This window comes from Methylobacterium indicum, assembly GCF_001043895.1.
In the GTDB taxonomy this organism is placed as follows: Bacteria; Pseudomonadota; Alphaproteobacteria; order Rhizobiales; family Beijerinckiaceae; genus Methylobacterium; species Methylobacterium indicum.
The window spans coordinates 1-24662 of sequence record NZ_JTHF01000243.1; the positions used below are offsets into that span (position 1 = coordinate 1).

Annotated in this window: 25 protein-coding genes and 1 pseudogene; 8 read left to right on the forward strand and 18 right to left on the reverse strand. The window is 71.2% G+C overall.

Features of this window, described 5'->3' with window-relative positions:
- Positions 1-166 (reverse strand): annotated as a pseudogene (locus QR78_RS36240) (glycosyl transferase); the annotation flags it as partial.
- A 246-nt stretch (positions 167-412) separates the two neighbouring features.
- Between QR78_RS36240 and QR78_RS25265 the strand changes: the two are divergent.
- Positions 413-1174 (forward strand): alpha/beta hydrolase, encoded by a 762-nt coding sequence (locus QR78_RS25265; RefSeq protein WP_048430381.1) that lies wholly within the window; start codon positions 413-415, stop codon positions 1172-1174.
- A 144-nt stretch (positions 1175-1318) separates the two neighbouring features.
- On the opposite strand, the gene QR78_RS25270 is transcribed toward QR78_RS25265, so the two are convergent.
- The 12 genes from QR78_RS25270 to QR78_RS25325 form a co-directional block, all read right to left on the reverse strand.
- Positions 1319-1576, reverse strand: coding sequence for a BQ00720 family protein (locus QR78_RS25270; RefSeq protein WP_048430357.1), 258 nt, complete (start codon positions 1574-1576; stop codon positions 1319-1321).
- Positions 1577-1665: 89 nt separating this feature from the next.
- Positions 1666-2100 (reverse strand): Hsp20 family protein, encoded by a 435-nt coding sequence (locus QR78_RS25275; protein WP_048430358.1) that lies wholly within the window; start codon positions 2098-2100, stop codon positions 1666-1668.
- A gap of 151 nt (positions 2101-2251) precedes the next feature.
- Complete coding sequence (locus QR78_RS36245) at positions 2252-3010, reverse strand: DUF2939 domain-containing protein (protein WP_048430359.1); 759 nt, start codon at positions 3008-3010, stop codon at positions 2252-2254.
- Positions 3011-3068: 58 nt separating this feature from the next.
- The gene (locus tag QR78_RS25285; RefSeq protein WP_048430360.1) at positions 3069-3602 is read right to left on the reverse strand and encodes an RNA pyrophosphohydrolase; all 534 of its coding nucleotides are present in this window, start codon (positions 3600-3602) and stop codon (positions 3069-3071) included.
- A 215-nt stretch (positions 3603-3817) separates the two neighbouring features.
- Entirely contained in the window at positions 3818-5029 is a 1212-nt protein-coding gene (locus QR78_RS25290) for a divergent polysaccharide deacetylase family protein (protein WP_082171947.1), read from the reverse strand.
- 146 nt (positions 5030-5175) lie between these two features.
- Complete coding sequence (locus QR78_RS25295) at positions 5176-6519, reverse strand: S41 family peptidase (protein WP_048430362.1); 1344 nt, start codon at positions 6517-6519, stop codon at positions 5176-5178.
- Positions 6519-7850: a murein hydrolase activator EnvC family protein gene (locus QR78_RS25300; protein ID WP_082171946.1), complete on the reverse strand. Its 1332-nt coding sequence runs from the start codon at positions 7848-7850 to the stop codon at positions 6519-6521. Before QR78_RS25300 ends, QR78_RS25295 begins: the two co-directional genes overlap by 1 nt.
- Complete coding sequence (rlmH, locus tag QR78_RS25305) at positions 7847-8335, reverse strand: 23S rRNA (pseudouridine(1915)-N(3))-methyltransferase RlmH (RefSeq protein ID WP_048430363.1); 489 nt, start codon at positions 8333-8335, stop codon at positions 7847-7849. The genes QR78_RS25300 and rlmH overlap by 4 nt, the downstream gene beginning before the upstream one ends.
- Positions 8336-8365: 30 nt before the next feature.
- A complete protein-coding gene (gene rsfS / locus QR78_RS25310) occupies positions 8366-8677 on the reverse strand; it encodes a ribosome silencing factor (protein ID WP_048430383.1) in 312 nt (103 codons plus the stop codon).
- Between the two features lie 292 nt (positions 8678-8969).
- Positions 8970-9584 carry a nicotinate-nucleotide adenylyltransferase gene (locus tag QR78_RS25315; RefSeq protein WP_048430364.1) on the reverse strand — a complete coding sequence of 205 codons (615 nt, stop codon included), beginning with the start codon at positions 9582-9584 and terminating at the stop codon, positions 8970-8972.
- Positions 9585-9641: 57 nt separating this feature from the next.
- Entirely contained in the window at positions 9642-10931 is a 1290-nt protein-coding gene (locus tag QR78_RS25320) for a glutamate-5-semialdehyde dehydrogenase (protein ID WP_425284172.1), read from the reverse strand.
- A gap of 178 nt (positions 10932-11109) precedes the next feature.
- Positions 11110-12540: a pilus assembly protein TadG-related protein gene (locus tag QR78_RS25325; RefSeq protein ID WP_048430366.1), complete on the reverse strand. Its 1431-nt coding sequence runs from the start codon at positions 12538-12540 to the stop codon at positions 11110-11112.
- Positions 12541-12952: 412 nt separating this feature from the next.
- Between QR78_RS25325 and QR78_RS25330 the strand changes: the two genes are divergently transcribed.
- Positions 12953-13396 (forward strand): hypothetical protein, encoded by a 444-nt coding sequence (locus QR78_RS25330; protein WP_048430367.1) that lies wholly within the window; start codon positions 12953-12955, stop codon positions 13394-13396.
- 106 nt (positions 13397-13502) lie between these two features.
- Here the strand turns inward: QR78_RS25330 and lepA are convergent, their stop codons facing one another.
- From lepA to QR78_RS34400, 5 genes are all read right to left on the reverse strand, one after another.
- Positions 13503-15308, reverse strand: coding sequence for a translation elongation factor 4 (gene lepA, locus QR78_RS25335; RefSeq protein WP_048430368.1), 1806 nt, complete (start codon positions 15306-15308; stop codon positions 13503-13505).
- A 399-nt stretch (positions 15309-15707) separates the two neighbouring features.
- Complete coding sequence (locus QR78_RS25340; RefSeq protein WP_048430369.1) at positions 15708-16796, reverse strand: NAD(P)/FAD-dependent oxidoreductase; 1089 nt, start codon at positions 16794-16796, stop codon at positions 15708-15710.
- Between the two features lie 106 nt (positions 16797-16902).
- The gene (locus tag QR78_RS25345; protein ID WP_048430370.1) at positions 16903-18513 is read right to left on the reverse strand and encodes a phosphoenolpyruvate carboxykinase; all 1611 of its coding nucleotides are present in this window, start codon (positions 18511-18513) and stop codon (positions 16903-16905) included.
- A gap of 230 nt (positions 18514-18743) precedes the next feature.
- Positions 18744-19511, reverse strand: coding sequence for a HugZ family pyridoxamine 5'-phosphate oxidase (locus QR78_RS25350; protein ID WP_048430371.1), 768 nt, complete (start codon positions 19509-19511; stop codon positions 18744-18746).
- A 131-nt stretch (positions 19512-19642) separates the two neighbouring features.
- Positions 19643-19849, reverse strand: coding sequence for a hypothetical protein (locus QR78_RS34400; RefSeq protein WP_125901212.1), 207 nt, complete (start codon positions 19847-19849; stop codon positions 19643-19645).
- 39 nt (positions 19850-19888) lie between these two features.
- Between QR78_RS34400 and QR78_RS25355 the strand changes: the two genes are divergently transcribed.
- From QR78_RS25355 to QR78_RS25380, 6 genes are all read left to right on the forward strand, one after another.
- Positions 19889-20605 (forward strand): response regulator transcription factor, encoded by a 717-nt coding sequence (locus QR78_RS25355; protein WP_048430384.1) that lies wholly within the window; start codon positions 19889-19891, stop codon positions 20603-20605.
- A gap of 28 nt (positions 20606-20633) precedes the next feature.
- Positions 20634-22526: a sensor histidine kinase gene (locus tag QR78_RS25360; RefSeq protein WP_244276506.1), complete on the forward strand. Its 1893-nt coding sequence runs from the start codon at positions 20634-20636 to the stop codon at positions 22524-22526.
- The gene (locus QR78_RS25365; RefSeq protein WP_048430372.1) at positions 22523-22993 is read left to right on the forward strand and encodes an HPr kinase/phosphorylase; all 471 of its coding nucleotides are present in this window, start codon (positions 22523-22525) and stop codon (positions 22991-22993) included. Before QR78_RS25360 ends, QR78_RS25365 begins: the two co-directional genes overlap by 4 nt.
- Positions 22994-23081: 88 nt before the next feature.
- Entirely contained in the window at positions 23082-23483 is a 402-nt protein-coding gene (locus QR78_RS25370) for a PTS sugar transporter subunit IIA (protein WP_048430373.1), read from the forward strand.
- 237 nt (positions 23484-23720) lie between these two features.
- Positions 23721-24137 (forward strand): hypothetical protein, encoded by a 417-nt coding sequence (locus QR78_RS25375; RefSeq protein WP_082171652.1) that lies wholly within the window; start codon positions 23721-23723, stop codon positions 24135-24137.
- A 193-nt stretch (positions 24138-24330) separates the two neighbouring features.
- Positions 24331-24660 carry an HPr family phosphocarrier protein gene (locus tag QR78_RS25380; protein ID WP_048430375.1) on the forward strand — a complete coding sequence of 110 codons (330 nt, stop codon included), beginning with the start codon at positions 24331-24333 and terminating at the stop codon, positions 24658-24660.
- Positions 24661-24662 lie beyond the last annotated feature (2 nt).

The following is a 24662-nucleotide window of genomic DNA, read 5'->3' on the forward strand; positions in this document are numbered from 1 at the left end:
CGGTGGCGACGAGGGCGCGGGCGCCCGCCGCGGCCAGGGCCGCCGCCACGTCGACGGCGGTGCGCTCGGCGCCGCCGGCGTCGAGCTCCGGGATGATCTGCAGCACGGTGCGGCCGGCCAGCGGGTGGCTCGCGGCCGGGAACGGCGTGGCCTGGCTCGACGGCATGGGACTCCGGGTCAGGGTTCTGATCGCAGCGCTCGCGGCATGACGGTGCCTGCTCGACGCAGGAAGTGGGGGTGCGCCGACGGCCGCCGGTGTAGAAGCCGCCGGACACGATCCGCACCGGGACGATGGATCAAAGTCGCCCGGCCTCGTTGCGGATCGGTAAACCTTGGGCGCCGCCGGCCTACGACCAGGGCCGGCACCGGAATAACGGGGATAACCCGCATGGCAGACACGATGGAGGATCCGATGGACGACACGGCACGCCCCCCCGCCACGATGCTGACCGTGCGGGGCCGCCGCCTCGCCACCCTGGTGCGCCCCGGCGCCGGACCGCCGGTGGTCTGGCTCGGCGGCTTCCGGTCGGACATGCGCGCCACCAAGGCCGAGGCGCTGGACCGGTGGGCGGCGCGGCAGGGCCGCGCCTTCGTGCGCTTCGACTATACGGGGCACGGCGAATCGGACGGCGCCTTCGCGGCGTGCACGATCTCGGACTGGCTCGCCGACGCGGAGGGCGTCGTCGCCGCCCTGGCGCCCGAGCGACCGATCCTGGTCGGCTCCTCGATGGGCGGCTGGATCGCGCTGCTCGCCGCCGCCCGGGTGAGACCGTCGGGCCTCGTCCTGATCGCACCGGCCACCGACTTCACCGAGGCGCTGATGTGGGCGCAGTTCCCGGAGGCGATCCGCCGGCAGGTGATGGAGGACGGGGTGTGGCAGCGCGAATCGCAATACGCGCCGGAGCCGACGCCGGTGACCCGGGCCCTGATCGAGGACGGGCGGCGCCACCTGATGCTCGACCGGCCGATCGATCCCGGGTGCCCGGTCCACATCCTGCAGGGCATGGCCGACCCGGACGTGCCCTGGGCCCACGCGATGCGGCTCGTCGAGCGGCTGCCGGAGACGGGGGTGGTGGTCACCCTGATCAAAGAGGGCGACCACCGCCTCTCGGGGCCGGCCGATCTCGACCGCCTGGTCGCGGCGGTCGAGGGCATCGCGCCGCGGACCGCGTAGGTCCCGCGAGTGGCCGTCGCACCCGCGACGGCCACCGCCTCGCTCAGCAGACTTGCGTCGGCAGGCCAACGCTTCGCCCGCTCAGGTTCTTGTCGGGTCGCAGATCTTTGCCGCCGAGCCGGTGTCCGCTTCGGCGAAATCTGCTTAGTGCACGCTCATCGCCTGGAGGTCGTGCGCCCAGGCATTGGCGAAGGCCGCGTCGCGGCTGTCGGTGAGCAGGATCGGCGCGCCGCTGGCGGACAGCAGGGCGAACAGGTCGAGGCCGGGGGTGAGGTCCGGGGCCTCGGGGAAGAGGCGCTTGACCTCCTCCGAGCGCATGGCGCGGACATAGGCCACGTGGCCCTCGCCGAGGGCGGCGAGCGCGGAGGGATCGAGGTCGAGGGCCTGGGTGGTGTCGGACATGATGCGCCCTCCTCTGAAAGGCAGCAGGCGGAGGCCGGGTTGCGCCCCGAAGCGGCGGGCCGGCCGGTGTGAAAGGGATATGGGGACGGTCAGTCGCCGTCGCGCGAGCCGATGTCGATCCGTCGCACGATGCGCTCCGGCTCGGGCCGGGCGAGGTCGATCGACAGCAGGCCGTTCGACAGGTCGGCGCCCAGCACCTCCATCCCGTCGGCGAGCAGGAAGGCGCGCTGGAACTGCCGCGCGGCGATGCCCCGATGCAGGAAGGTCCGGCTCTTGTCGTCGGCCTGGCGGCCACGGACGATGAGCTGGCTCTCCTCCAGGGTCACATCGAGCTGGTCGCGGGTGAAACCCGCCACCGCGAGCGTGATCCTCAGCCGCTCCGGCTCGCGCTCGGTGCGGGGCAGGCGCTCGATGTTGTAGGGCGGGTAGCCGTCATTGGCCGCCTTGGCGACGCGGTCGAGGGCCTGCTCGATCTCGTCGAAGCCCAGCAGGAACGGATGCCCGAACGGCGAAGGACGCGTCATGGTCTCGGCGAAGCCCTGTTGCGAGAGGCACTTCGGTCAGTCCGGGCCCGCCAGCGCAGCACCCGTCGAGGCCGACCGCAACTCCGCCGGCCCGGGATCAGATATGAGGAGGGGCCTCCGGCGCATCAAGGGGACGCGCCGGCCGCCACGCTCAGCGCTGCATCGCGCCGGTGAGCCGCTGGCTGATGCGCTCGCGCAGGGCCGAGGGCAGTTCGAGGTCGACGAGGCGCCAGGTCCAGCCGCGCAGGCGCAGGCGCAGGCGGAAGCGGTTCTCCAGCGGCCGATCGGGGGGATAGCTCACCACCATCCCGCGGAACCCCCGCGGCTCGGCCGAGCGGAAGAGGGCGAAGAGCTGCGACAGGGTCGAGGCGTGCAGGCCCAGCCCCTCGCTCCGCCGTCCGGCCTCACCGGTCGTCGCGGGCACGTCCGGGTCGTGGGTATTCGGGGCTCGAGGGGCTTGGGTGTTCGGGCTTTGGGTGTTCGGGGCTTGCGCGGCCTCGCCGGCGGAGGGCGTATCGGGCGGAGGTGTGTCGGGCGAGGGCGCCACGGAGCCGGGCTGGCGCGCGAGGCCGGCGCGCACCGGCCAGCCGTCGTCGAGGAGGTCGATCAGGGTCTCGGGCGTGACGAGGGATTCGACCAGGGGCTCGGCCAGGGCCCCGCTCGCCTCGGTCAGGATGGCGCGGTCCCGGGCCGAGAGGTCGCGGCGGGCCGTGATGGCGTCGAGGACCGCCGCGGTCGCCTGACGGGTCAGGGAGAGCCGCAGGGTGCGGAAATTGACCCGCTGGGCCACGGCCTGCGGGTCGTGCGCCTGCACCGCCTGCGACAGGCGGTAGAGCGCGACGTAGGGCGAGAGGCCGTAGGCGATCCACAGGAACAGGGCCACCAGGCCTGCGAGCCACCAGCGCGTCATGCCGGCCGACCCGCGGGGCGGCCGCCGTCGAACCGGCCGCTCAATCGCGCGCGACCCGTCACGCCGGACGCGCGAGGTGGGCGAAGGCGGCGATGACCTGCTCGTAGACCGGGCGCTTGAACGGGATCACGAGGTCGGCGAGGTTCGCCAGCGGCTCCCAGCGCCAGCCGTCGAACTCCGCCTTGTGGGCGCCGCCGCCCGGCCGCAGGATGTCGATCTCGCGCTCGTCGCCCTCGAACCCGAAGGCGAACCATTTCTGGGTCTGGCCGCGATAGCGCCCCTTCCAGGGCTTGCCCGAGGCGAAGGTCGGCAGGTCGTAGGAGTACCAGCCCGGCGCCTCGGCGAGGAAGCGCACCGAGGACGGCGCGACGCTGGTCTCCTCGTAGAGCTCGCGCAGGGCGGCCTCCCGGGGGGCCTCGCCCTCGTCGATGCCGCCCTGCGGCATCTGCCAGGCATGGGCGCCGAGATCGGCCGAGTCGTGCCGCCGGTGCCCGGCGAAGACCAAGCCGTCGCGGTTGAACAGGGCGATGCCGACGCACGGGCGGTAGGGAAGTCCGGCGAGCGCGGTCTCGGGGCGGTGGAGCGGTGCCATGGGAAACGACCTTAGAGCAATTTCCCGCCCTGTGGACCGTGCCGGCGCGGAAAATACGGGAAGCACCCGGGCGGGGCAGCCATGCGGCGGCGGCCGGGGCCCCCAAGCGGGTGTCGCAGACCGGTTTGCCGGTTTTGCGACAGGATCGCTCGGTGGCGCGAAAATCCGGGCCGGCTCGCCGGCCGCGGGGCTGCCCGGCCGCAAGGCCGGCGGCCTCAGGACGGCTGGCGCAGGGCCCGGCTCGCCGGCACGAGGAGGATGCCGCGGGATTCGAGGTCGCGCGCCCAGCGGGCGATGCGGTCGATCGAGAGCGGCAGGGCGGTGGCGGAGCCGAGCACGAAGCCCGTCTTGCGCGCGACCTCCTCCAGGCGGGCGAGCTCGCGGTCGATCGCGTCGGGCCGCGGCACCGCGTCGACGACGATCTCGGCCCGGGCCACCGGCACCTTGGCCTTGCGGCCGACCTCGCGGGCGAGGGAGCGCGGCGAGGTGCCGTCGTCGAGGAAGCCGAGGCCGCGGCCGCCGATCTCCCGCAGGACCGGATCGAGGGCGGCGGCGTCGCCGGTGAGGCGTGCGCCCATGAAGTTCATCACCCCGATCGCGCCGGGCACCCGGGCGAGCACGAAAGCCAGGCGATCGACGTTCTCGGCGGGCTTCGACCCCGCCAGCAGGGTCTGGGGGCCCGGATCGTTGTCGGGATAGTCGAAGGGCTCCATCGGCGCCTGCACCATCACCTCGTGACCGGCCTCGCGGGCGCGGGCGGCAAGCCGCGTGACGTCGGCGCCGTAGGGCGCGAAGGCGAGCGTGACCGCCGGCGGCAGCCGCTGCACCGCGTCCTGGGTCGCCGCCTGGCCGATGCCGAGGCCCGAGACCACGAGCGCGATGCGGCCCGCCACCGCCCCGCCCCGCTCCAGGCCGGCGGCCTCGGGGCGGGCATAGACGTCGAGGGCGCGGGCGCCGTCGGGACCGATCTTCGGCAGCACGCCGCCGTAGCGGCCGCGCTCGCTCAGGCGCGGATCGGGGGCAGGCTTCAGCTGGATCGGGCCGGTTCCCGGCACCCGGATCACCACCGAATCGGGCGCGGAGGTGCCGTCGGGCCGGCTCACCACGACGCCGGAGGCGCGCTCGACCTCGTCGGCGCCGCGGCTCGCCGGGTCGGCGCGCGCGGAATCGGGGCGGCCCGGGACGACGGGCTCGGGCGGGGGCGCGACCGGGGCGCGGACCTCGATCGTGGCGACCGCGAAGGGCTCGCCGGCGAGCGGATCGTCGCCGAGGACCAGAAAGGCGGCGAGGCCCAGGCCGCCGAGGCCGAGGAGCGCGGCCGCGAGGGTGCGGGGCGTGAGGGCGGCGCGCCAGCGCGCGGCGCGGGCAGTCGCCTCGTCCCGCAGCCCGAGGGGACGGGTGAGGATGGTGTCGGACGCGAGCGGCACAGGCGTTACAGTCCCGCGACCGGGCGGCTGCATGAAAGCGGAAGGCCCGCAGCACCGGTCGTTCGACCGGTATTGCGGGCCTTCGTGGTAAACGCTGCGTTAAGACGGGCCCGGCGGAACTCCGAACCCGCCCGTGATCGCGGCGATCAGTTCTGGGTCGGGGCGGCCGGGGCCGGGGTCGTGGACTTCACGGTGTTCGCCGCGCCCTTCTGCACGCCGTGCAGGAGGTCGACCGCGGCGATCAGCTGCTTGTCCTTGGCCGGGTCCGGCGGGACGTAGGCCGACGAGCCGCCGCGCTCCTCGGTATCCTTCTGCTTCAGGTGGCCCTTCAGGCCGGCCTCGCCCTTGGTCTCGTCCTTGCCCTTCAGGTCGTCGGGCACGTCCTGCAGGACCTCCTGGTCGGGCTCAATGCCCTTGGCCTGGATCGAGCGGCCGGACGGGGTGTAGTAGCGCGCGGTGGTGAGACGCAGGGCGCCGTTGCCGCCGAGCGGGATGATCGACTGCACCGAGCCCTTGCCGAACGAGCGGGTGCCGAGCACCGTCGCCCGCTTGTGGTCCTGGAGCGCGCCGGCGACGATCTCGGAGGCCGAGGCCGAGCCGCCGTTGACCAGCACCACGATCGGCTTGCCCTTGGTCAGGTCGCCGGACTTGGCCGAGAAGCGCTGGGTCTCGTCCGGGTTGCGGCCGCGGGTCGAGACGATCTCGCCGCGGTCGAGGAAGGCGTCGGAGACCATCACCGCCTGGTCGAGCAGGCCGCCCGGGTTGTTGCGCAAGTCGATGACGAAGCCCTTGAGCTTGTCGCCCGGGATCTCGGTCGAGAGCTTGTCGACGGCGGCCTTGAGGCCGTCGTAGGTCTGCTCGTTGAACTGGGTCAGGCGGATGTAGCCGACATCGCCGCCCTCGACGCGCGAGCGCACGGGCTTGATGCGGATGAGGTCGCGGTTGAGCGTGACCTCGAGGGGCTCCTTGGCCTCCTTGCGGGTGATCTTGAGCTTCACCGGCGAGTTGACGGGCCCGCGCATCTTGTCGACGGCCTGGTTGAGGGTCAGGCCCTGCACCTGGTCGCCGTCGATCTGGGTGATGACGTCGTTGGCCAAGAGGCCCGCGCGGGCGGCCGGGGTGTCGTCGATCGGGGTCACGACCTTGATCAGGCCGTCCTCCATCGTGACCTCGATGCCGAGGCCGCCGAACTCGCCCTTGGTCTGCACCTGCATGTCACGGAAGCTCTTGGCGTCCATGTAGCTCGAATGCGGGTCGAGCGAGGTCAGCATGCCGTTGACGGCCGCCTCGATCAGCTTCCCCTCGTCGGGCTTCTCGACGTAGTCGGTGCGGATCTTCTCGAACACGTCGCCGAACAGGCTCAGCTGACGGTACGTCTCCGCCGACGCGGCGACGGCGCTCGTGCTCGAGAGCAGGTGGGTCTGGGTCGCTACCGTGGCCGTCCCGGCGCCCAGGACGGCTCCGAACAGGACGAGGGAAACTTTGCGCATTATCCGCGAACCTTCTCGCTTGACCCTTTGGCCCACCAAGGATCCGGGTCGATGGAGCCACCGTCTTTCTTGAACTCGACGTAAAGGACGGGATCGTTCCGCCCACCGGCTCCAGCCGAAGGTGCGGAGCCCGTGTCTCCCATCACGGCGACCGGCTCCCCCGCGAGCACGAACTGACCGACCTCGACGTTGATCTGGTCCATGCCCGCCAGGAGCAGATAGTAGCCGTCGCCCGCGTTGATGATCAAGAGACGACCGTAGGACCGGAACGCCCCTGCATAGGCCACCCACCCGTCCGCCGGAGAGGAAACGACGCCCCGCGGGCGCGTCATGAGCGATATGCCGCGGCTCGTGCCCCCCGCCCCGTCGGGGCTGCCGAAGGTCCGCACCACCTCGCCGCTCACCGGGCGCGGCACCAGGCCGCGCACCTGGGGGAACGGGACCTTGGGGCCGAGGCGAGCGGGATCGCGCAGGGCCGCCGCCGCGAAGCGCTCGCGGGTCTCCCGGGTCTCGGCCTCCGCCGCCTCCTTGGCGGCGTTGGCGGCGCGCCGCGCGCTGGCGAGATCGCCGTCGAGGCGGTCGACCAGGTCCTTGAGGGTGCGGGCCTGGCCGGCGAGGCCGGTGGCGCGCTCGCGCTCGGCGGCGATGCCCGTCTCCGCCTCGCCGAGGCGGGACTGGCGCGCGGCGATGAGGGCGGTGAGGCGCTGGCGCTCGGCGGCCCAGCCCTTGATGTCGCCGCGCAGGGTCTCCTGGTCGGTGGCGATCAGGCCGCGCAGGCGCACCAGCTCGGCGAGGTCGCCCGCCAGGGTCTCGGCCTCGCCCTGCAATTCGGGCACCACGGCGCCGAGCAGCATCGAGGTGCGGATCGCCGCCAGCACGTCCTCGGGCCGCACCAGCACCGCCGGGGGCGGGCGCCGGCCCATGCGCTGGAGCGCCGCCAGCACCTCCGCGATGACGCCGCGGCGGGCTTCCAGCGAGCGGCGCAGGGCCGTCTCGCTGCCCGCCATGGTCTGGAGCCGTCCTTCGAGGTCGGAGATGCGCCCCTCCGCCTCCTGCGCCTTGCGGGCGGCGTCGATCAGCGCCTGGTTGAGGCGGGCACCGTCGCCCTTGATCTCGGCCACCTCGCGCTCGAGCTTGGCCTTGGTCTCGGCGCTGGCCTGGAGCGCGGTCTCGATCGCCCGCAGGCTTTCGGCGCGGCGCTCCTTCTCGGCCTGGGCCTTCGCCACCGGGTCGAGGCCGGGATCGGCCGCCGGCTGCTGGGCGAGAGCCGGCAGCGCGCCGAGCGCCAGGGCGGCCGCGAGGGCGAGGATCGGGGAGAGGATCCGGGTCACGGGGCGCCGCGGTGGTAGGGGTGGCCGGAGAGAATCGTCATCGCCCGGTAGAGCTGCTCGAAGGCGAGGACCCGGACGAGACCGTGCGGCAGGGTGGCGGCGCCGAAGGCGAAGACCAGGTCCGCCCGCGCCCGGACCCCCGGATCGAGGCCGTCGGCGCCCCCGATCACGATCGCGAGACCGGGCCGGCCGCCGTCGCGCCAGGCACCGACCTGGGCGGCGAAATCGAGGCTCGTCACCGCCTTGCCGCCCTCGTCGAGGACCACCGTGGCGGCACCCGGCGGGATCGCCGCCAGGATGGCGCCGGCCTCCTCGGCGCAGCGGTCGGGCGCGCGACGCGCCCGGCTCTCCGGGATCTCGGTCATCTGCACGGCGGAGAAGCCGAGGCCGCGGCCCAGCGCATCGGCGCGGCCGCGATACTCCTCGGCGAGGTCGCGCTCGGGACCGCGCTTGAGGCGGCCCACCGCGACGAGGGCGAGCCGCATGGCGGCGTGTCCGTTCCCTGAGCTGCAGCCTCAGCCCGCGAGCCGGTGGGCCGTCTGATCCTTCGGCCGGTCGGCGCCCCAAATCTTCTCGAGGTTGTAGAAGTGGCGCACCTCGGGCCGGAAGATGTGGACCAGGATGTCGCCGGCATCGATCAGCACCCAGTCGCAGGCCGGCATGCCCTCGACGCGGGGAGCGCCGAAGCCGCGGGTCTTGAACTCCTGGATCACCTTGTCGGCGATCGAGCCGACATGGCGCTGCGAGCGGCCGGAGGTGATGATCATGGCGTCGGCGATGGAGGTCTTGCCGAGAAGGTCGATCTCGACCGTCTCCTCGGCCTTCATGTCCTCGAGGCAGGCGAGGGCAACCGACCTCATGTCCGCGGCCTCGGGCGCGACGGTGCCGGACCCTTGCCCGGATTCCTGCGCCTGGACGTCAGCGGGAAGCTCGTTGTCCTGAGCTTCGTGAGAGATTGCGTCGTTCAGTGCCGGCCCCTGTCGATGAAGGCACCCGGTGGCGCCACGAGACGATATCGCCCGCGGCATGCGCGGTGCCGATGCCATTGAACGACGACAGTGGCGAACCGATGGCGGATTTTCAAGCGCGACGGCGGGAAATCCCGGGCAAGCGCCGCGATCAGGAGCGGATCGTTCCCGCACGGAGCGCCGTCGAGGACAGGCCGTTGCGCGGCCCGTGCAGAAAAACCCAGGCCGGCGGCGCCCGGTCGGCCAAGGTCGTGGCCGCGCCCTCGTCGATGCGTGACGAGGCCAGCGCACGAGCGGCGGGCGAGGCCATCGCCTTCAGGGTGTAGCCCGGCCGATCGATCACCGCGAAGGGCATCCGGGCGGCGATCTCGCGAAAGCCCTTCCAGCGGTGGAACGTGGCCAGGCTGTCGGCGCCCATGATCCAGACGAAGCGGACATCCGGGTGCCGAAGCGTCAGCCAACGCAGGGTGTCGACGGTATAGCGGATCCCGAGGCGGCCCTCCCCCAGCCCGGCCTCGAAATCGGTGACGGCGATCCTCGGGTCGGCCGCGACCGCGCGGGCGCCCGCGGCGCGGGCCGCCGCCTCGGGCAGGTGGCTGCGGTCCTTCAGCGGGTTGCCGGGGCTCACCAGCCACCACACCCGGTCGAGGGCGAGGCGGCGCAAAGCCAGCCGGCTGACATGCCGGTGGCCGGCATGGGCCGGGTTGAACGAGCCGCCGTAGAGGCCGACCCGCAGGCCCGGCGCGAGGGACGGCAGGCGCAGCATCACGGGCCTACCTCTCGCACAGGTGCATCCGAATCCGCCGCCCTTCGTCTCAGGCCGTCACGGCCGGATCTGCCCGGTACCGCGGATGCGGTACTTGAAGGTGGTGAGCTGCTCGACCCCGACCGGGCCGCGGGCATGCATCCGCCCCGTGGCGATGCCGATCTCGGCGCCGAAGCCGAATTCGCCGCCATCGGCGAACTGGGTCGAGGCGTTGTGCGCGACGATCGCCGAATCGACCTCGGCGAGGAAGCGATCGGCCGCAGCCTGATCCTCGGTCAGGATCGAATCGGTGTGGTGCGAGCCGTAGGTCTCGATGTGGTCGATCGCGGCGTCGAGACCGTCCACCACCCGCACGGCGATGATCGCGTCGAGATACTCGGTGCGCCAGTCGGCCTCGGTAGCCGGCGTCACCCGCGGGTCGGCCGCCTGCACGGTCTCGTCGCCCCGCACGGCGCAGCCGGCCCCGAGGAGGTCGGTCACCAGGGGCGCGAGATGGGTGCCCGCGCAGGCCCGGTCGATCAGCAGGGTCTCGGCGGCACCGCAGACGCCGGTGCGGCGCAGCTTGCTGTTGCGCACCACCGCGCGGGCCATCCCGAGATCGGCCGCCGCGTGGACGAAGACGTGGCAGATCCCCTCCAGGTGGGCGAAGACCGGCACCCGCGCCTCGTCCTGCACCCGGGCGACCAGGCTCTTGCCGCCGCGGGGCACGATCACGTCGATGGCGCCGTCGAGGCCGGTGAGCATGGCACCCACCGCCGCGCGGTCGCGCGTCGGCACGAGCTGGATCGCCTCGGCCGGCAGGCCGTGGCGGGAGAGGCCCTCGCTCATCGCCTGCGCGATGGCGGTGGCGCTGCGGTGGCTCTCCGAGCCGGCGCGCAGGATCGCGGCGTTGCCGGCCTTGAGGCAGAGCGCGCCGGCATCCGCCGTGACGTTGGGGCGGCTCTCGAAGATCACCCCGACGACGCCCAGCGGGGTCGCCACCCGGTCGATCCTGAGGCCGTTCGGCCGCGCGTAGGTTTCCATCGCGCGCCCGACGGGATCGGGCAGGCCGGCGATGCTCTCGATCGCCTCCGCGATCGCCTCGACCCGGGCGGGGTTCAGCGCCAGGCGGTCGAGGGAGGCGGCGGTCAGGCCCTTGGCCCGGCCCTCGTCGAGGTCGGCCGCGTTGGCCGCCAGGATGGCCGGGGTGGCCCGGCGCAGGGCGGCGGCCGCCTCCCGCAGGGCCGCGTCCTTCACCGGGCCTGGGACCAGCGCCATCCGACGGGCGGCGGCGCGGGCGCGCCGGCCGATCTCGCGCATCAGCGCGTCGACGTCCTCGGGGCGGGGCTTCAGGCTGGTCACGGACACGGTCGTCATCCTGGCCGCCCTTCCGGGCGGCGATCCGGCCGCCATCGCGGGCGGCGTGTGGGCGGGTCCCCGTCATGCCACGGCCCAGCGAGCCGCGACAAGCCGCGCAACGACGCCTCCCCCGCACGAGTCCGAACTCTACCGGGCAAGCCCGAACTCTACCGGGCAAGCCCGAACTCTACCGGGCAAGCCCGACTTGGCCGCTGCGCGAGCCGAGTCCCTGGGGCACCGGCACGTCGGTGTCGCCGTAGCGGGCGTTGATGACGAGGCGGGGCTGGCGGCTCAGCGCGATCCGGTGGGCGACGATGGCGGTGTACTCGGACTGGTCGGCCACGACCTGCATCGCCCGGACCGAGAAGGTCCCGCGCGGCAGGTAGACCGTTCCGACGAGGCGCCGGGCCCCGTCGCTCAGGATGTCGAAGCTGCGCCCGTCCGGCGAGCCGCGGTCCTCGAAGAACAGGAGCCCGGCCATGTCCCCGGTCCGCGGCGCCGTCAGCTCGACGAGCGAGCGCGGCAGGAAGACCATCGGCTGGAGGCCGCCGGCCTTGTTGCGGGGGACGTTGCCGGTGAAATAGAATCCGACACCCTCTCCTTTGAGCGAGCCGATCATGTGGATCGACATCGCCTTGTGGCACGCGTCCTTGGTGGCCTTGTCGGGCGGGTGCAGGCAATCCGTCTTGAGGAAGATCAGGTCGGTATCGGGCCCGACGACCAGGGCGCCGTCCTTGATCACGTAGATGCCCGGCATCATCTTGACCTGTGCGGTCTCCTCGATCCTGATCCCACCGCAATACGTGCCCGGACGGAGCGTGAACGAGCCGTCGCGCAGCACGAGGTCCCGTTCGAGGCAGGCGCCCACCGGCGGCGGCGGCCGGGCGGCCAGCGGGTCCTTCAGCGTCGGGCAGCCGGTGATCGGCTGGGGCCGGAAGTTGAAGACCTGCCCAATGAAGCCGCCGACCGCACAGGTCGTCGCCGCCGACACGAAGCTCTGGTCGGCGCCCTCGAGGCTGCCGGCGCTCGACGACATGGAATAGACCGCACAATCCCCGGCCTCGATCCGCGCCTGGTCCTCCAGGCGGATCCCCTGCCGGCCCGAGGGGGCGAGGCCGACGACGCAGAGCCGCGCGCCGCCGACCGCCTCGGCGGTCGCCGTGACCGTCATGTCGGTGAGGTGCGGCGTGACGAGCCGGCTCATGATGGCAGCCTTGCGCTGCGTCAGGGTCAGGGTGACGCCGGTCGGCGTCCGCCCGGTCGTGCCGCCGGCCTCGACGAAACGGCCGCCGGGCCGTTCGCGGGTCACGGGCTTCGTCGCCACGGCGACCGGCCCGTCGCCGAAGCGCAGCGTCACGCCGCCCTTCATGTAGGCCTCCGCCAGCGACTGCATGCGCCGGGCATCGGCGCCGGAGACCTGCATGTCGGACACGACCGCGAGGGCGGCGGCATCCGCGGCCCGCTGCAGCGTGGCGAGCTGCAGGGCCCAGGTCCCGTAATCGACCGCGACCCCGACGAGGCCGAACAGCACCGGCGCGAGGAGAGCGACGAGGATCGCGACGTTTCCCGCTTCGTCGTTCCGCCACGCGATCCGACGCCACCACCCTTGTCCGATCATCGTCCCGGCGAGCCCTGCGTCATGGCACGACAAAGCATCATTGACCGTTAAAGAGATCCTTGCGTCAGACATCCGATCTGATCGGGAGATCCACCAGCGTCGTTGGGACAACGAAAGATGAACAGCTTTCCTTTGTGTCCACGACCTTGCGACTGAACGGCGAGATTCCCGGCTGGGCCGCAGTCGCGCGCCGATCGGGCCCGCTCTCCCGCAGACCGTCCATCCCCACGACCATCACAGCAACGATCATCGCCCTTGATGACCAGTATTGTTATAGCTTGAACATTGATGAATGTGCCAAAATTACAACTTTTGCAGAGCATAATGGAAAACATCAGACCTGCGCTTGATTGTACCCTCCGGTTCATGCCTAAAAATCGCCATCGTCCAACGAGGCGATGCGGGGGCATCCATGTCAGTCAAGTCTATCTCGACCGCGATCCTGATTGCGGCCAGTGTCGGCGCGTGCGGCAGCATCGTGCGCGGCACAACGGAACCCGTCTCGTTCGTCTCGGTGCCGTCGGGCGCTGCGATGACCACGGACAAGAAGTACGCCTGCCCGACGACGCCGTGCACCCTCGAAGTCGAGCGCTCGGACGAGTTCGTGGCGACCTTCACCAAGCCCGGCTTCCATCCGCAGTCGATCCCGGTCCGGACCAAGGTGGTCGGCAAGGGTGCGGCGGGCTTCGCCGGCAACGTGCTGGCCGGCGGCCTGATCGGCATGGGCGTCGACGCCTATACGGGCGCTGCCATGGACCACGAGCCGAACCCGGTGATCGCTACGATGCGGCCCGCGGGCGGAGCCGCCCCGCAATCTCGCCGCCGCGGTCCGGGGCCGGGCGAGGCGGGCATGTAGAGAGACGTGGGAGGGGACGGCATCGGCCGTCGCCGAACGAAGAAGGCGCGCCGCCCGGGCCGGGCGGCGCGCCTTCCTGCTTTGGCGGGAGGGCCGAGGGCCGGCCTCAGCTGTCCATCTTCAGGGCGGCGATGAACGCCTCCTGCGGGATCTCGACCTTGCCGAACTGGCGCATGCGCTTCTTGCCCTCCTTCTGCTTGTCGAGGAGCTTGCGCTTGCGGGAGATGTCGCCGCCGTAGCACTTGGCGGTCACGTCCTTCGACAGCGCCCGGATGGTCTCGCGGGCGATGATCTTGCCGCCGATCGCCGCCTGGACCGGGATCTGGAACAGGTGGCGGGGGATCAGGTCCTTCAGCTTCTCGCACATGGCGCGGCCGCGGTGCTCGGCGCGGGTGCGGTGCACGAGCATCGAGAGCGCGTCGACCGGCTCGGCATTGACGAGGATCGACATCTTCACGAGATCGCCCTCGCGGTAATCCGAGATGTGGTAGTCGAACGAGGCGTAGCCCTTCGAGATCGACTTCAGGCGGTCGTAGAAGTCGAACACCACCTCGTTGAGCGGCAGATCGTACACCACCATGGCGCGCTTGCCGACGTAGTTCAGGTCGATCTGGGTGCCACGCCGGTCCTGGCAGAGCTTCAGCACGCCGCCGAGATACTCGTCCGGCGTGAGGATCGTGGCGCGGATCCACGGCTCCTCGATGGAGGCGATCTTCATCACGTCGGGCATGTCGGCCGGGTTGTGCAGCTCCTTCTGCTCCCCGTCGGACATGTTGAGGTGATAGACCACGCTCGGCGCGGTCGAGATCAGGTCGAGGTTGAACTCGCGCTCCAGCCGCTCCTGGATGATCTCGAGGTGGAGGAGACCGAGGAAGCCGCAGCGGAACCCGAAGCCGAGCGCGGCGGAGGTCTCCATCTCGTAGGAGAACGAAGCGTCGTTGAGGCGCAGCTTGCCCATCGCGCCGCGCAGGTTCTCGAAGTCCGCGGCATCGACCGGGAAGAGGCCGCAGAACACCACCGGCTGCACCGGCTTGAAGCCCGGCATCGCCTCCTTGGTCTGGCGCTTGTCCTCGGTGATGGTGTCGCCGACGCGGGTATCGGCCACTTCCTTGATCGAGCCGGTGAAGAAGCCGACCTCGCCGGGGCCGAGCTCGGCCTTGTCCTGCATCTTGGGCCGGAACACGCCGAGGCGCTCGACGCCGTAGGCCGCGTCCGCGCCCATCATGCGGATCGTCATGCCCTTCTTGAGCACGCCGTCGACGATGCGCACCAGCACGACGACGCCGAGATAGACGTCGTACCAGGAATCGACCAGCAGCGCCTTGAGCGGCGCGCTCCGGTCGCCCTTCGGCGGCGGCAGGCGGGTGACGATCGCCTCCAGCACCGCCTCGATGTTGATGCCGGTCTTGGCCGAGATCGGCACCGCGTCCTTGGCGTCGATGCCGATCACCTCCTCGATCTGGTCCTTGACCCGGTCGGGCTCGGCCGCCGGCAGGTCGATCTTGTTGAGGACCGGGACGATCTCGTGGTTGGCGTCGAGCGCCTGGTAGACGTTGGCGAGCGTCTGCGCCTCGACGCCCTGGGAGGCGTCGACGACGAGGAGCGAGCCCTCGCAGGCGGCGAGCGAGCGCGACACCTCGTAGGCGAAATCGACGTGGCCGGGGGTGTCCATCAGGTTCAGGACGTAGTCGCGCCCGTCCTGGGCCCGGTATTCCAGGCGCACGGTCTGCGCCTTGATGGTGATGCCGCGCTCCTTCTCGATGTCCATCGAGTCGAGCATCTGCTCGCTCATGTCGCGCGCCGCGACCGCGCCGGTGATCTGGATCAGCCGGTCGGCGAGCGTCGACTTGCCGTGGTCGATATGGGCGACGATCGAGAAGTTGCGGATGTTGTCGATGGGGGACGCGGTCATCGTGGGGCTGTCTCCGGCGCGCAGGCGCGGCGATGCGCGTGGCGCACGGCGGTGAAGGAAAAGGTCGAGGGGAGATAGCAGCGGCACCCCGCCGCGCCAAGACGGCGGCCGGACGCACGCGATTCTTGGTGGGGGTGGTCGGATCGGCGATCGATCGTCAGATCGGGGAGATACGCCAATCACGTGCTCTGGACGGCGTGCCACCCTCCGCGTCATCCCGGGGCCGCGCAGCGGAACCCGGGATCCATGACCGCTGAGATGCAGAATGAAGCGGAACGCTGCCGTCCTATCCTGTACCGTCAGCGGTTATGGATCCCGGGTTCTCGCCTTCGGCGAGCCCCAGGATGACAGCGAGGGTTCGCGTCCATTCCGCTCCACTATGGGAACGCGGGTTAAGGTCTACGCTTCCAGCCGGTCCGCCACGTCCTGCGCCAGCGACAGGCTCGACGTCAGCCCCGGGCTCTCGATGCCGAAGAGGTGGACGAGGCCGGGCAGGCCGTGCTCGGCCGGGCCGTCGATCAGGAAGTCGGCGGCCCCCTCCCCCGGCCCGGACAGTTTCGGGCGGATGCCGGCATAGTCCGGCACCAGGGCGCCGTCGGGGAGTGCGGGCCAGTAGCGGCGGATCGCGGCGTAGAACAGGCCGCCGCGGCCGGGATCGACCTCGTAGTCGGGCGCGTCGATCCACTCGACGTCGGGGCCGAAGCGCATCCGCCCGGCGAGGTCCAGGGTGAGGTGGATGCCCAGCCCCCCCTCGACGGGGGCCGGGTAGATCAGCCGCGAGAAGGCCGGCCGGCCGGTGCAGCCGAAGTAATTGCCCTTGGCGAGAACGAGCCGCGGCACGCGCGCCGCCGGGTAGCCCTCGGTCGCCCGGGCGAGGCCCTGCGCACCGAAGCTCGCGGCGTTGACCACGGCGTCGACCGTGATCTCCTCGGCCTCGCCGAAGCGGGCGGTCCAGCCCTCGGGCGTGCGGGCGAGGCGGGTGATCGGGGTGTTGAAGGCGAGCGCGCCGCCCGCCCCCTCGATGTCGCCCTGCAGCGCCAGCATCAGGGCGTGGCTGTCGACGATGCCGGTCTCGGTCGAGAGGAGCGCGGCGTGGCAGGTCAGGTTCGGCTCCAGGCGCCGGGCCGCCGCGCCGTCGAGGAGCGACAGGCCCTCGACCCCGTTCTCGACCCCTTGCGCGTGGATCGCCGCGATCTTGGCGCCTTCGAGCTCCGTCGTCGCGACGATCAGCTTGCCGACCTTCGCGTGCGGGACCCCGTGGCTCTCGCAAAAGGCGTAGAGCCGGCGCCGCCCCTCGACGCAGTGGCGCGCCCGGGACGAGCCGGTCGGGTAGTACATCCCGGCATGGATCACCTCGGAATTGCGCGAGGACACGCCGGTCCCGATGCCGCCCTCCGCCTCCGCCACGATCACCTCGTGGCCACGCAAAGCCAGTTCCCGACCGATCGCGAGGCCGACCACGCCGGCACCGACGACGAGCACCATCATCGGCCGCTCCTCCCTTGGTTCTTCGCCCGATTCTTGAGGCAGGACCCTACAACGAAAAAGGGCCCCTCTCCGGGGAGAAGGGCCCTCTGACGGTCAAAGCCTGAAATCAGGCCGCGATCGACATGGTCGGCTCGGCGGCGCGCACGTCGGCGTCGACATGGGCCTCGAAGCGCTTGAAGTTGTTGCGGAACATCTCGACCAGGCTCTTGGCGGTCTCGGCGAACGCCGCCTTGTCCTGCCAGGTCTTGACCGGATACAGGATGTGCGGCTCGACGCCCGGCACCGAGGTCGGGACCGCGAAGCCGAAATACGGGTCGCGGCGGAAATCCGCCTTGGCGAGCGAGCCGTCCAACGCCGCGGTCAGCAGGCGGCGGGTGACGCGGATCGGCATGCGACGGCCGGTGCCGACGCCGCCGCCGGTCCAGCCGGTGTTGACGAGCCAGCAATCGACGTGGTGGCGGGCGATCAGGTCGCGCAGCAGGTTGCCGTAGACCGACGGGTGACGCGGCATGAACGGCGCGCCGAAGCAGGTCGAGAAGGTCGCCTCCGGGCCCTTCAGCCCCTTCTCGGTGCCGGCCACCTTGGCGGTGTAGCCCGACAGGAAGTGGTACATCGCCTCGGCGCCGGTCAGCTTGGCGATCGGGGGCAGCACCCCGAAGGCGTCGCAGGTCAGCATGACGATGTTCTTCGGGTGCCCGGCCTGGCCCGTGGTGCTCGAATTGCTGATGAAGGGCAGCGGGTAGGCGCAGCGGGTGTTCTCGGTGCGCGAGGCGTCGTCGAAGTCCGGCAGGCGGGTGATCGGATCGATGACGACGTTCTCCATCACGGTGCCGAAGCGCTCGGTGGTGGAGTAGATCTCGGGCTCGGCCTCCTTCGACAGACGGATCGTCTTGGCGTAGCAGCCGCCCTCGAAGTTGAAGATGCCCTTCGGGCTCCAGCCGTGCTCGTCGTCGCCGAGCAGCACCCGGTTGGGGTCGGAGGACAGGGTGGTCTTGCCGGTGCCCGACAGGCCGAAGAACAGCGCCGAGTCGCCCTCGCTGCCGACGTTGGCCGAGCAGTGCATCGGCATCACGCCCGCGCGGGGGAGCGCATAGTTCAGGTAGGTGAAGACCGACTTCTTCATCTCGCCGGCGTAGGAGGTGCCGCCGATCAGCACGATCTTGCGCGAGAAGTCGACGGCGATGACCGTCTCGGTGCGGCAGCCGTGCCGGGCCGGGTCGGCGCGGAAGCTCGGCAGGTCGATGATGGTCAGCTCGGGCTCGAAACCGGCCAGCGCCTCACGCTCGGGGCGGATCAGCAGGTTGCGGATGAACAGCGAGTGCCAGGCATACTCGGTGAAGACGCGGGCGCGGACCCGGTGGCCGACCTCGGCGCCGCCGAACAGGTCCTGGGCGAACAGCTCACGCCCCTCGGCATGGGCCAGGAAATCCTCGAGCAGGGTCTCGAATTGCGGGCGGGTGATGCCGCCGTTGTTCTCCCACCACACCTCGTTCTCGGTGTCGGCATCGCGGACGACGAACTTGTCCTTGGGCGAGCGGCCGGTGTGGATGCCGGTCTCGGCGACCAGGGCGCCGCCGGCGGCGAGCTGGGCCTCGCCCCGCTGGAGGGCGTGCTCGTAGAGGCTCGGGGCCTCCAGGTTCCAGTTGACGCGCTTGAGGTTGCGGAAGCCGATCTTGTCGGCGCCGAACGCCTCGTTGAATACGCCGATGTCGTTCACGCCCGATCCTCCTGGCGCCGACCCGGGCAAAGCCGGATGGCTGCCGGTCCGAATCGGGCCGAATGACTGTTCAAGTCCGGCGCGACGACCGTGCTTGTACTTGCAAGCCGGTCCAGCGCGACGGGCCGCGACCGTTCTCCGACGGCCTCGGTGGGCAGCTGTAGTAGGCGGCGAAACTTCGCGGTTCAATCGAATTCACGGTATCCAACGGTGACAAGCTCGACTTTATGTCAGGTCCCGGGGAGCGCGCGGGCCTGGGCGGCCATCGCCACCAGGGTCGGGCGCAGGGCGGCCGGACCCGCCAGCCGCTCCGGGAAGAGGATCCGGGCGGTGCGCTCGCCGGCGACGAGGTCGAGCCCGTCCGGGTCGATCCCGGTCAGGCGCCAGGGTCCCGGCTCCTCGCCGGCGAGCCGCGTGGCGTAGAGGGCGATGGCGTCGAGGTGATCCTCGTTCATGTGGGCGACCGCGCCGGGCTCGGATTCCGCGAGGGTGTCGTGGCCGGAAAGATCGGTGAGGAGTTCCGCCCCGGTGAGCGTCGCCGCCCGGGCGAAGCCCCCGTTGAGGTGGCCGGCCCGGGCGACGAGACGGAAGAACGCGAAGTCCGGGAAGTCGGCGTAGAGCGCGGCCTTCGGGTGGCGGGCGAGGAAGCGCGCCCGTATCCGGGGCTCGTCGCTGCGTTCCGCGATGCCGGTCACGGTCAGGCGCGGATGGGCCAGCGGGTCGCCCTTGCCGCCCTGGGAGAGGAGCAGCGAGCAGCGCGGATCGACCTCGAGGTTGAGGGTGTGGGCCGAGAGGCGCGAGAGCAGAAGGAGCGGCGTGCCGTCGAGATCGGTCGCGACGGTGACCAGGGAGGCGAAGGGCGCGGCCCCGTCCCGCTCCAGCGTGGCGAGGGCGGCCGAGCGGGTCCGGCGCAGGAGCGAGCGGGCGAGCCCGATCGCGTCGAAGGGCGCCTCGGCGGCCGGCAGCGGCGCGGCCTGCTTCCTGTCTCCATCCGCCATGGTCTAACCCCCCTCGGCGATCGTCCCGCACCCCACCTTGGCGAGGTCCCGCGGGCCCGTCCAGGCCGCGCGACGCCGCGGCATCGGTCCCGGGACCGGTCGCGCGAGACGGCGGCCTCCTCCCCCGGGATTCACCGCACGCGCGGCGTGCGCGACGCGGATGCTCGCTTTTTCGGCGGGATGGCCTTAAGGGTGTCGGAATCGTGGCGCGACAGCCACTGTCCAGTCTTTTCGGCGAGAGCGGGACTGGTCGGGAGGTCGTGCCACCCGAGATCGACCGGATCGAGGTCCGCCGAGCCCGAAACGGTTTTCAGTCGGGCGTCGTTCAGCAGGGCCATCGTGTTCTTGCGGACGACGCTTGCCCCCAGGGAATGCCCATGCCGACCATCGCCCTCGTCGATGACGACCGCAACATCCTGACCTCCGTGTCGATCGCGCTGGAGACCGAAGGCTACCGGATCCAGACCTACACGGACGGTGCGTCGGCCCTCGACGGCCTGAAGCACTCGCCGCCCGACCTCGCGATCTTCGACATCAAGATGCCGCGCATGGACGGGATGGAGCTCCTGCGCCGCCTGCGCCAGAAATCCGACCTGCCGGTGATCTTCCTGACCTCGAAGGACGAGGAGATCGACGAGCTGTTCGGCCTCAAGATGGGCGCCGACGACTTCATCCGGAAGCCGTTCTCGCAGCGCCTGCTGGTCGAGCGGGTCAAGGCGGTGCTGCGCCGCTTCGCCGCCAAGGAGGCGGGGCCCGGCGCCTCGGCCCGGGAGGCGGAGGCCGCCGCCGCCCGCTCGCTGGAGCGCGGCCAGCTGATGATGGATCCGGAGCGCCACACCTGCACCTGGAAGGGCGAGCCGGTGACGCTGACCGTCACCGAGTTCCTGATCCTGCAGGCGCTCGCCCAGCGCCCCGGCGTCGTGAAGAGCCGCAACGCCTTGATGGACGCGGCCTACGACGACCAGGTCTATGTCGACGACCGCACCATCGACAGCCACATCAAGCGGCTGCGCAAGAAGTTCAAGGTCACCGACAACAGCTTCGACATGATCGAGACGCTGTACGGCGTCGGCTACCGCTTCAAGGAAATGTGAGCGACTTGACCGCCAGAGTGACGATCGCGTGAGCGAGGGCTCGCCTTCCGGCGCCATGCGCCGCCTCCTGGGCGGCCCCGGCCGCCTCCTCCAGGGCACGGGCCGCCTCCTGCGCAGCCCGGGCCGCGCCCGGGTTCAAGAGAAGACGGCGGATCTCAGGACCTCCGGCGAGATCGATCCGGATGCCGAAGCCGCGCGCGAGCCGTTCGGCTGGCGCTCGGTCCGGCGCTGGGTGGCGCAGCGCTTCGCCTCGAGCCTGACCCGGCGCATCGTGGTCCTGAACCTCGCCGGGCTGATCGCGCTGCTCATCGGCTTCCTCTACCTCAACCAGTTCCGCCAGGGCCTGATCGAGGCCCGGGTACAGAGCCTCTTGACGCAAGGCGACATCATCGCGGGGGCCATCGCGGCCTCGGCCACCGTCGACACCGACGCGATCACCATCGATCCCGACCGCCTGCTCCAGCTCCAGGCCGGCGAGGGCGGGTCCTTCGCCGACGAGGCGCCCTCGGGTCTCGAATTCTCCCTCAACCCGGAGCGGGTGGCGCCGCTCCTGCGCCGCCTGATCACCCCGACCGGCACCCGCGCCCGGGTCTACGACCGCGACGGCACGATGCTGATCGATTCCCGCGGCCTCTACATCCGGGGCGACCTCAGCCGCGACCCGCCGCCGCTGCGCAAGGACCGGTCGAGCTTCGTCGAGCAGGCCTGGAACGCCGTGCGCGGCTACGTGCCGTGGTTCGGCCGCTCCTCGGCGGCCGACGAGCCGGGCCCGGCGGACGGGCGCACCCTGCCGGAGGTGCAGCGGGCGCTCACGGGGGCCCGCGGCACGCTGGTGCGCCGCAACGGCCCGGGCGAGACGATCGTGTCGGTGGCGGTGCCGATCCAGCGCGGCCGCACCGTCCGGGGCGCCCTGCTGCTCTCGACGCAGGAAGGCGACATCGACAAGATCATCGCCGCCGAACGCTTCTCGCTGCTGCAGGTCTTCATCATCGCGGCCCTCGTCATGGTGGTGCTCTCGATGCTGGTCGCCGGCCAGATCGTCGGCCCGGTCGGGCGTCTGGCGGAGGCCGCCGAGCGGGTGCGCACCGGCATCAAGTCGCGCCAGGAGATCCCCGACTTCACCCGGCGCACCGACGAGATCGGCCACCTCTCGGGGGCGCTGCGGGACATGACCCAGGCGCTCTACCGCCGCCTCGACGCGATCGAGAACTTCGCGGCCGACGTCTCGCACGAGCTGAAGAACCCGCTGACCTCGCTGCGCAGCGCCGTCGAGACCCTGCCGCTCGCCAAGACCGACGAATCGCGCGGCCGGCTGATGCAGGTCATCCAGCACGACGTGAAGCGCCTCGACCGGCTGATCAGCGACATCGCCGACGCGTCGCGCCTCGACGCCGAGCTCGCCCGGGCCGAGGCCGGCCGGGTCGATCTGAGGAAGCTCATCACCACGGTGGTGTCGGTCGCCAACGAGCGCCGGCGCCGGGGCGACGCGGCGATCGACCTCGCGGTCGAGCCGGCTCCGGCCAATGTCGAGGACCCGTTCGCGATCCTCGGCCACGACAGCCGGCTCGGCCAGGTGGTCAACAACCTCCTCGACAACGCCCGCTCGTTCTCGCCCAAGGGCGCCAGCGTCCGGGTGGCCCTGCGGCGTCGCCGCAACGCGGTCGAGCTGACCGTGGAGGATGACGGCCCCGGCATCCCGCCGCACGCCCTGGAGCGGATCTTCGAGCGCTTCTACACCGACCGGCCGGAGCAGGGCTTTGGTCAGAATTCGGGGCTCGGCCTCTCGATCTCGCGCCAGATCGTCCAGGCCCACCGGGGCACGATCCGGGCCGAGAACCGGCTCGGCCCCGCCGGGGAGGACGGCGAGCCGGCGCTGCTCGGTGCCCGCTTCATCGTCCGCATCCCGGCCCAGAGCCGGTGACCGGGGGGGAGGCGGCCACCGGCACCGTGCACGCGAGCTGCGTCGTCGTCGGCGAGGCCGGGATCCTGGTGCGCGGGGCGGCGGGGAGCGGCAAATCGACCCTGGCCCGTGACCTTCTCGGCCTCGGCGCCAGGTATGGGACGTTCGCTGCGCTGGTGGGCGACGACCGGGTCGTTCTAACCCAGCGTCACGGGCGGGTCGTGGCGCGCCCGCACCCGGTGCTCGCCGGGCTCGTCGAGGTTCGCGGTCTCGGCCTGCAAGCTGTTGACGCGACGGTGCCTTCGGCGATCCTGCGCCTCGTCGTCGACCTCGAGGATGCCGCGCCGCGGATGCCCGAGGAGGGAACGGAGACGGTCCTTCTCCGCGGGGTCCGGCTCCCCAGGATGGTCCTGTCGCGAGGCCCCGGCCGCGCCGAAACGGTGTTGTGGCATTGGCGCCGCCTCCGTGTCATGATGATGACCGATTGATGCGGATTTCGCCGCATTGCTCTTGCGCTCGCCTTTGCGCTGCACAAAATGGCGGCTCGGCTCCAACGGGGCGTCGGAACTCGTGTCGATGATTGGAATGGTGCTCGTCACCCACGGCCTGCTCGCGACGGAATTCAAAGCCGCGCTGGAGCACGTCGTCGGGCCGCAAGAGCAGCTCGAGACGATCACCATCGGCCCCGAGGACGACATGGAGGTCCGTCGCAAGGACATCATGTCGGCGGTGTGCCGGGTGAATTCCGGCGAGGGCGTGGTCGTGCTGACAGACATGTTCGGGGGCACGCCCTCGAACCTCGCCCTCTCCTGCATGAACGGCGGCTCGGTCGAGGTGGTCGCCGGCATCAACCTGCCGATGCTGATCAAGCTCGCCAGCGTCCGCGACGAGGAGAGCCTCGGCGAGGCGGTGCTCCACGCCCAGGAAGCGGGGCGCAAGTACATCAACGTCGCCTCGCGGGTGCTCGCCGGCAAGTAGAGTCCGCCGGGGACCCATCGACGGGATCGACCCGAGGCCGGCCGCAACAGGCCGGAGCAGGGTGGCCCACGCGGGCCTGGCATCCTAGAGCATTTCCGACGAAGTGGATGCCGGTTCGTCGAAGAAAATGCGGCAAAACAAAGACTTAGAGAGCTTCGCGATTGCAACGCGATCGTGAAGCGCTCTAGAACGGCACGGTCGCCCTCGTGACAGGCGGCGCCGATGCCGGGAGGCTCCGTGACTCAGACCATCAACGACGACCGGCTGTCGCTCGACGCCGTGCCGGTCGAGGATTTGAACGCCGCCCTGCGGGTCTTTCGCCGGCTGCCGCTGGAACTCCTGGGCTTCCTGATCCTGCTGCCGGTCGTCGGCGTCGGTCTGTCCCGGCTCGGGACGGCCCTGTCGCCGCCCTACGGACTCTATCTCTTCGGCCAGAGCCTCGTGACCTGGGGCCTGCTCCTGATGCTCGTCCTGCTGTACGGGCTGCTGTGGTGGCGGGGACGGCAGGTCGGACGCCTCCTCAACGAGCCGGGCATCCTGGCCTCTCCGGTCGCGAGCCTGCTGTCGGTGCCCGGCGTGCTGGCTGAGCGCGCCCGGGCCCTGGGCATGGAATGGAGCGGCTTCTACGGGCCGCTCCGCCCGAGCCGGAAATAGCAGCATCGGTCGCCGCCTCGGCTCCGCCTCCGACCCTCGGTCGATCCCGGGCCCTCGCCGTCCCGATCCCGCGCTCTAGCTTTCTGCGCCGGCCCCGTTACCCTGGCGGAACCGACTTCCTCGAGACGTGCGAGAGCCGGACGACGGGCCTTTTGAGCCGGTCCCACCGGTTCCGAGCAGGTACCCCCGACCGATGACGCCCTTTGCCGACACGAACGACGAGGACGGCGAGCTGCCGCCGATCCCCGAGGGCGCCAGCGCCCGCGACCTTCCGATCATCAACCGGCGCGGCCTGCACGCCCGGGCCTCCGCCAAGTTCGTCCAGACGGTGGAAAAATTCGGCTCGGACGTGACGGTGAGCCGGGGCGGCGAGACCGTGGGCGGGCGCTCGATCATGGGCCTTCTGACCCTCGGCGCCGCCCAGGGCACCAGCATCCGTGTCACGGCCCTCGGCCCCGACCAGGATTCCTGCATGGAGGCAATCACCGCCCTCCTCGCCAACCGGTTCGGCGAGGACGAGTAGCG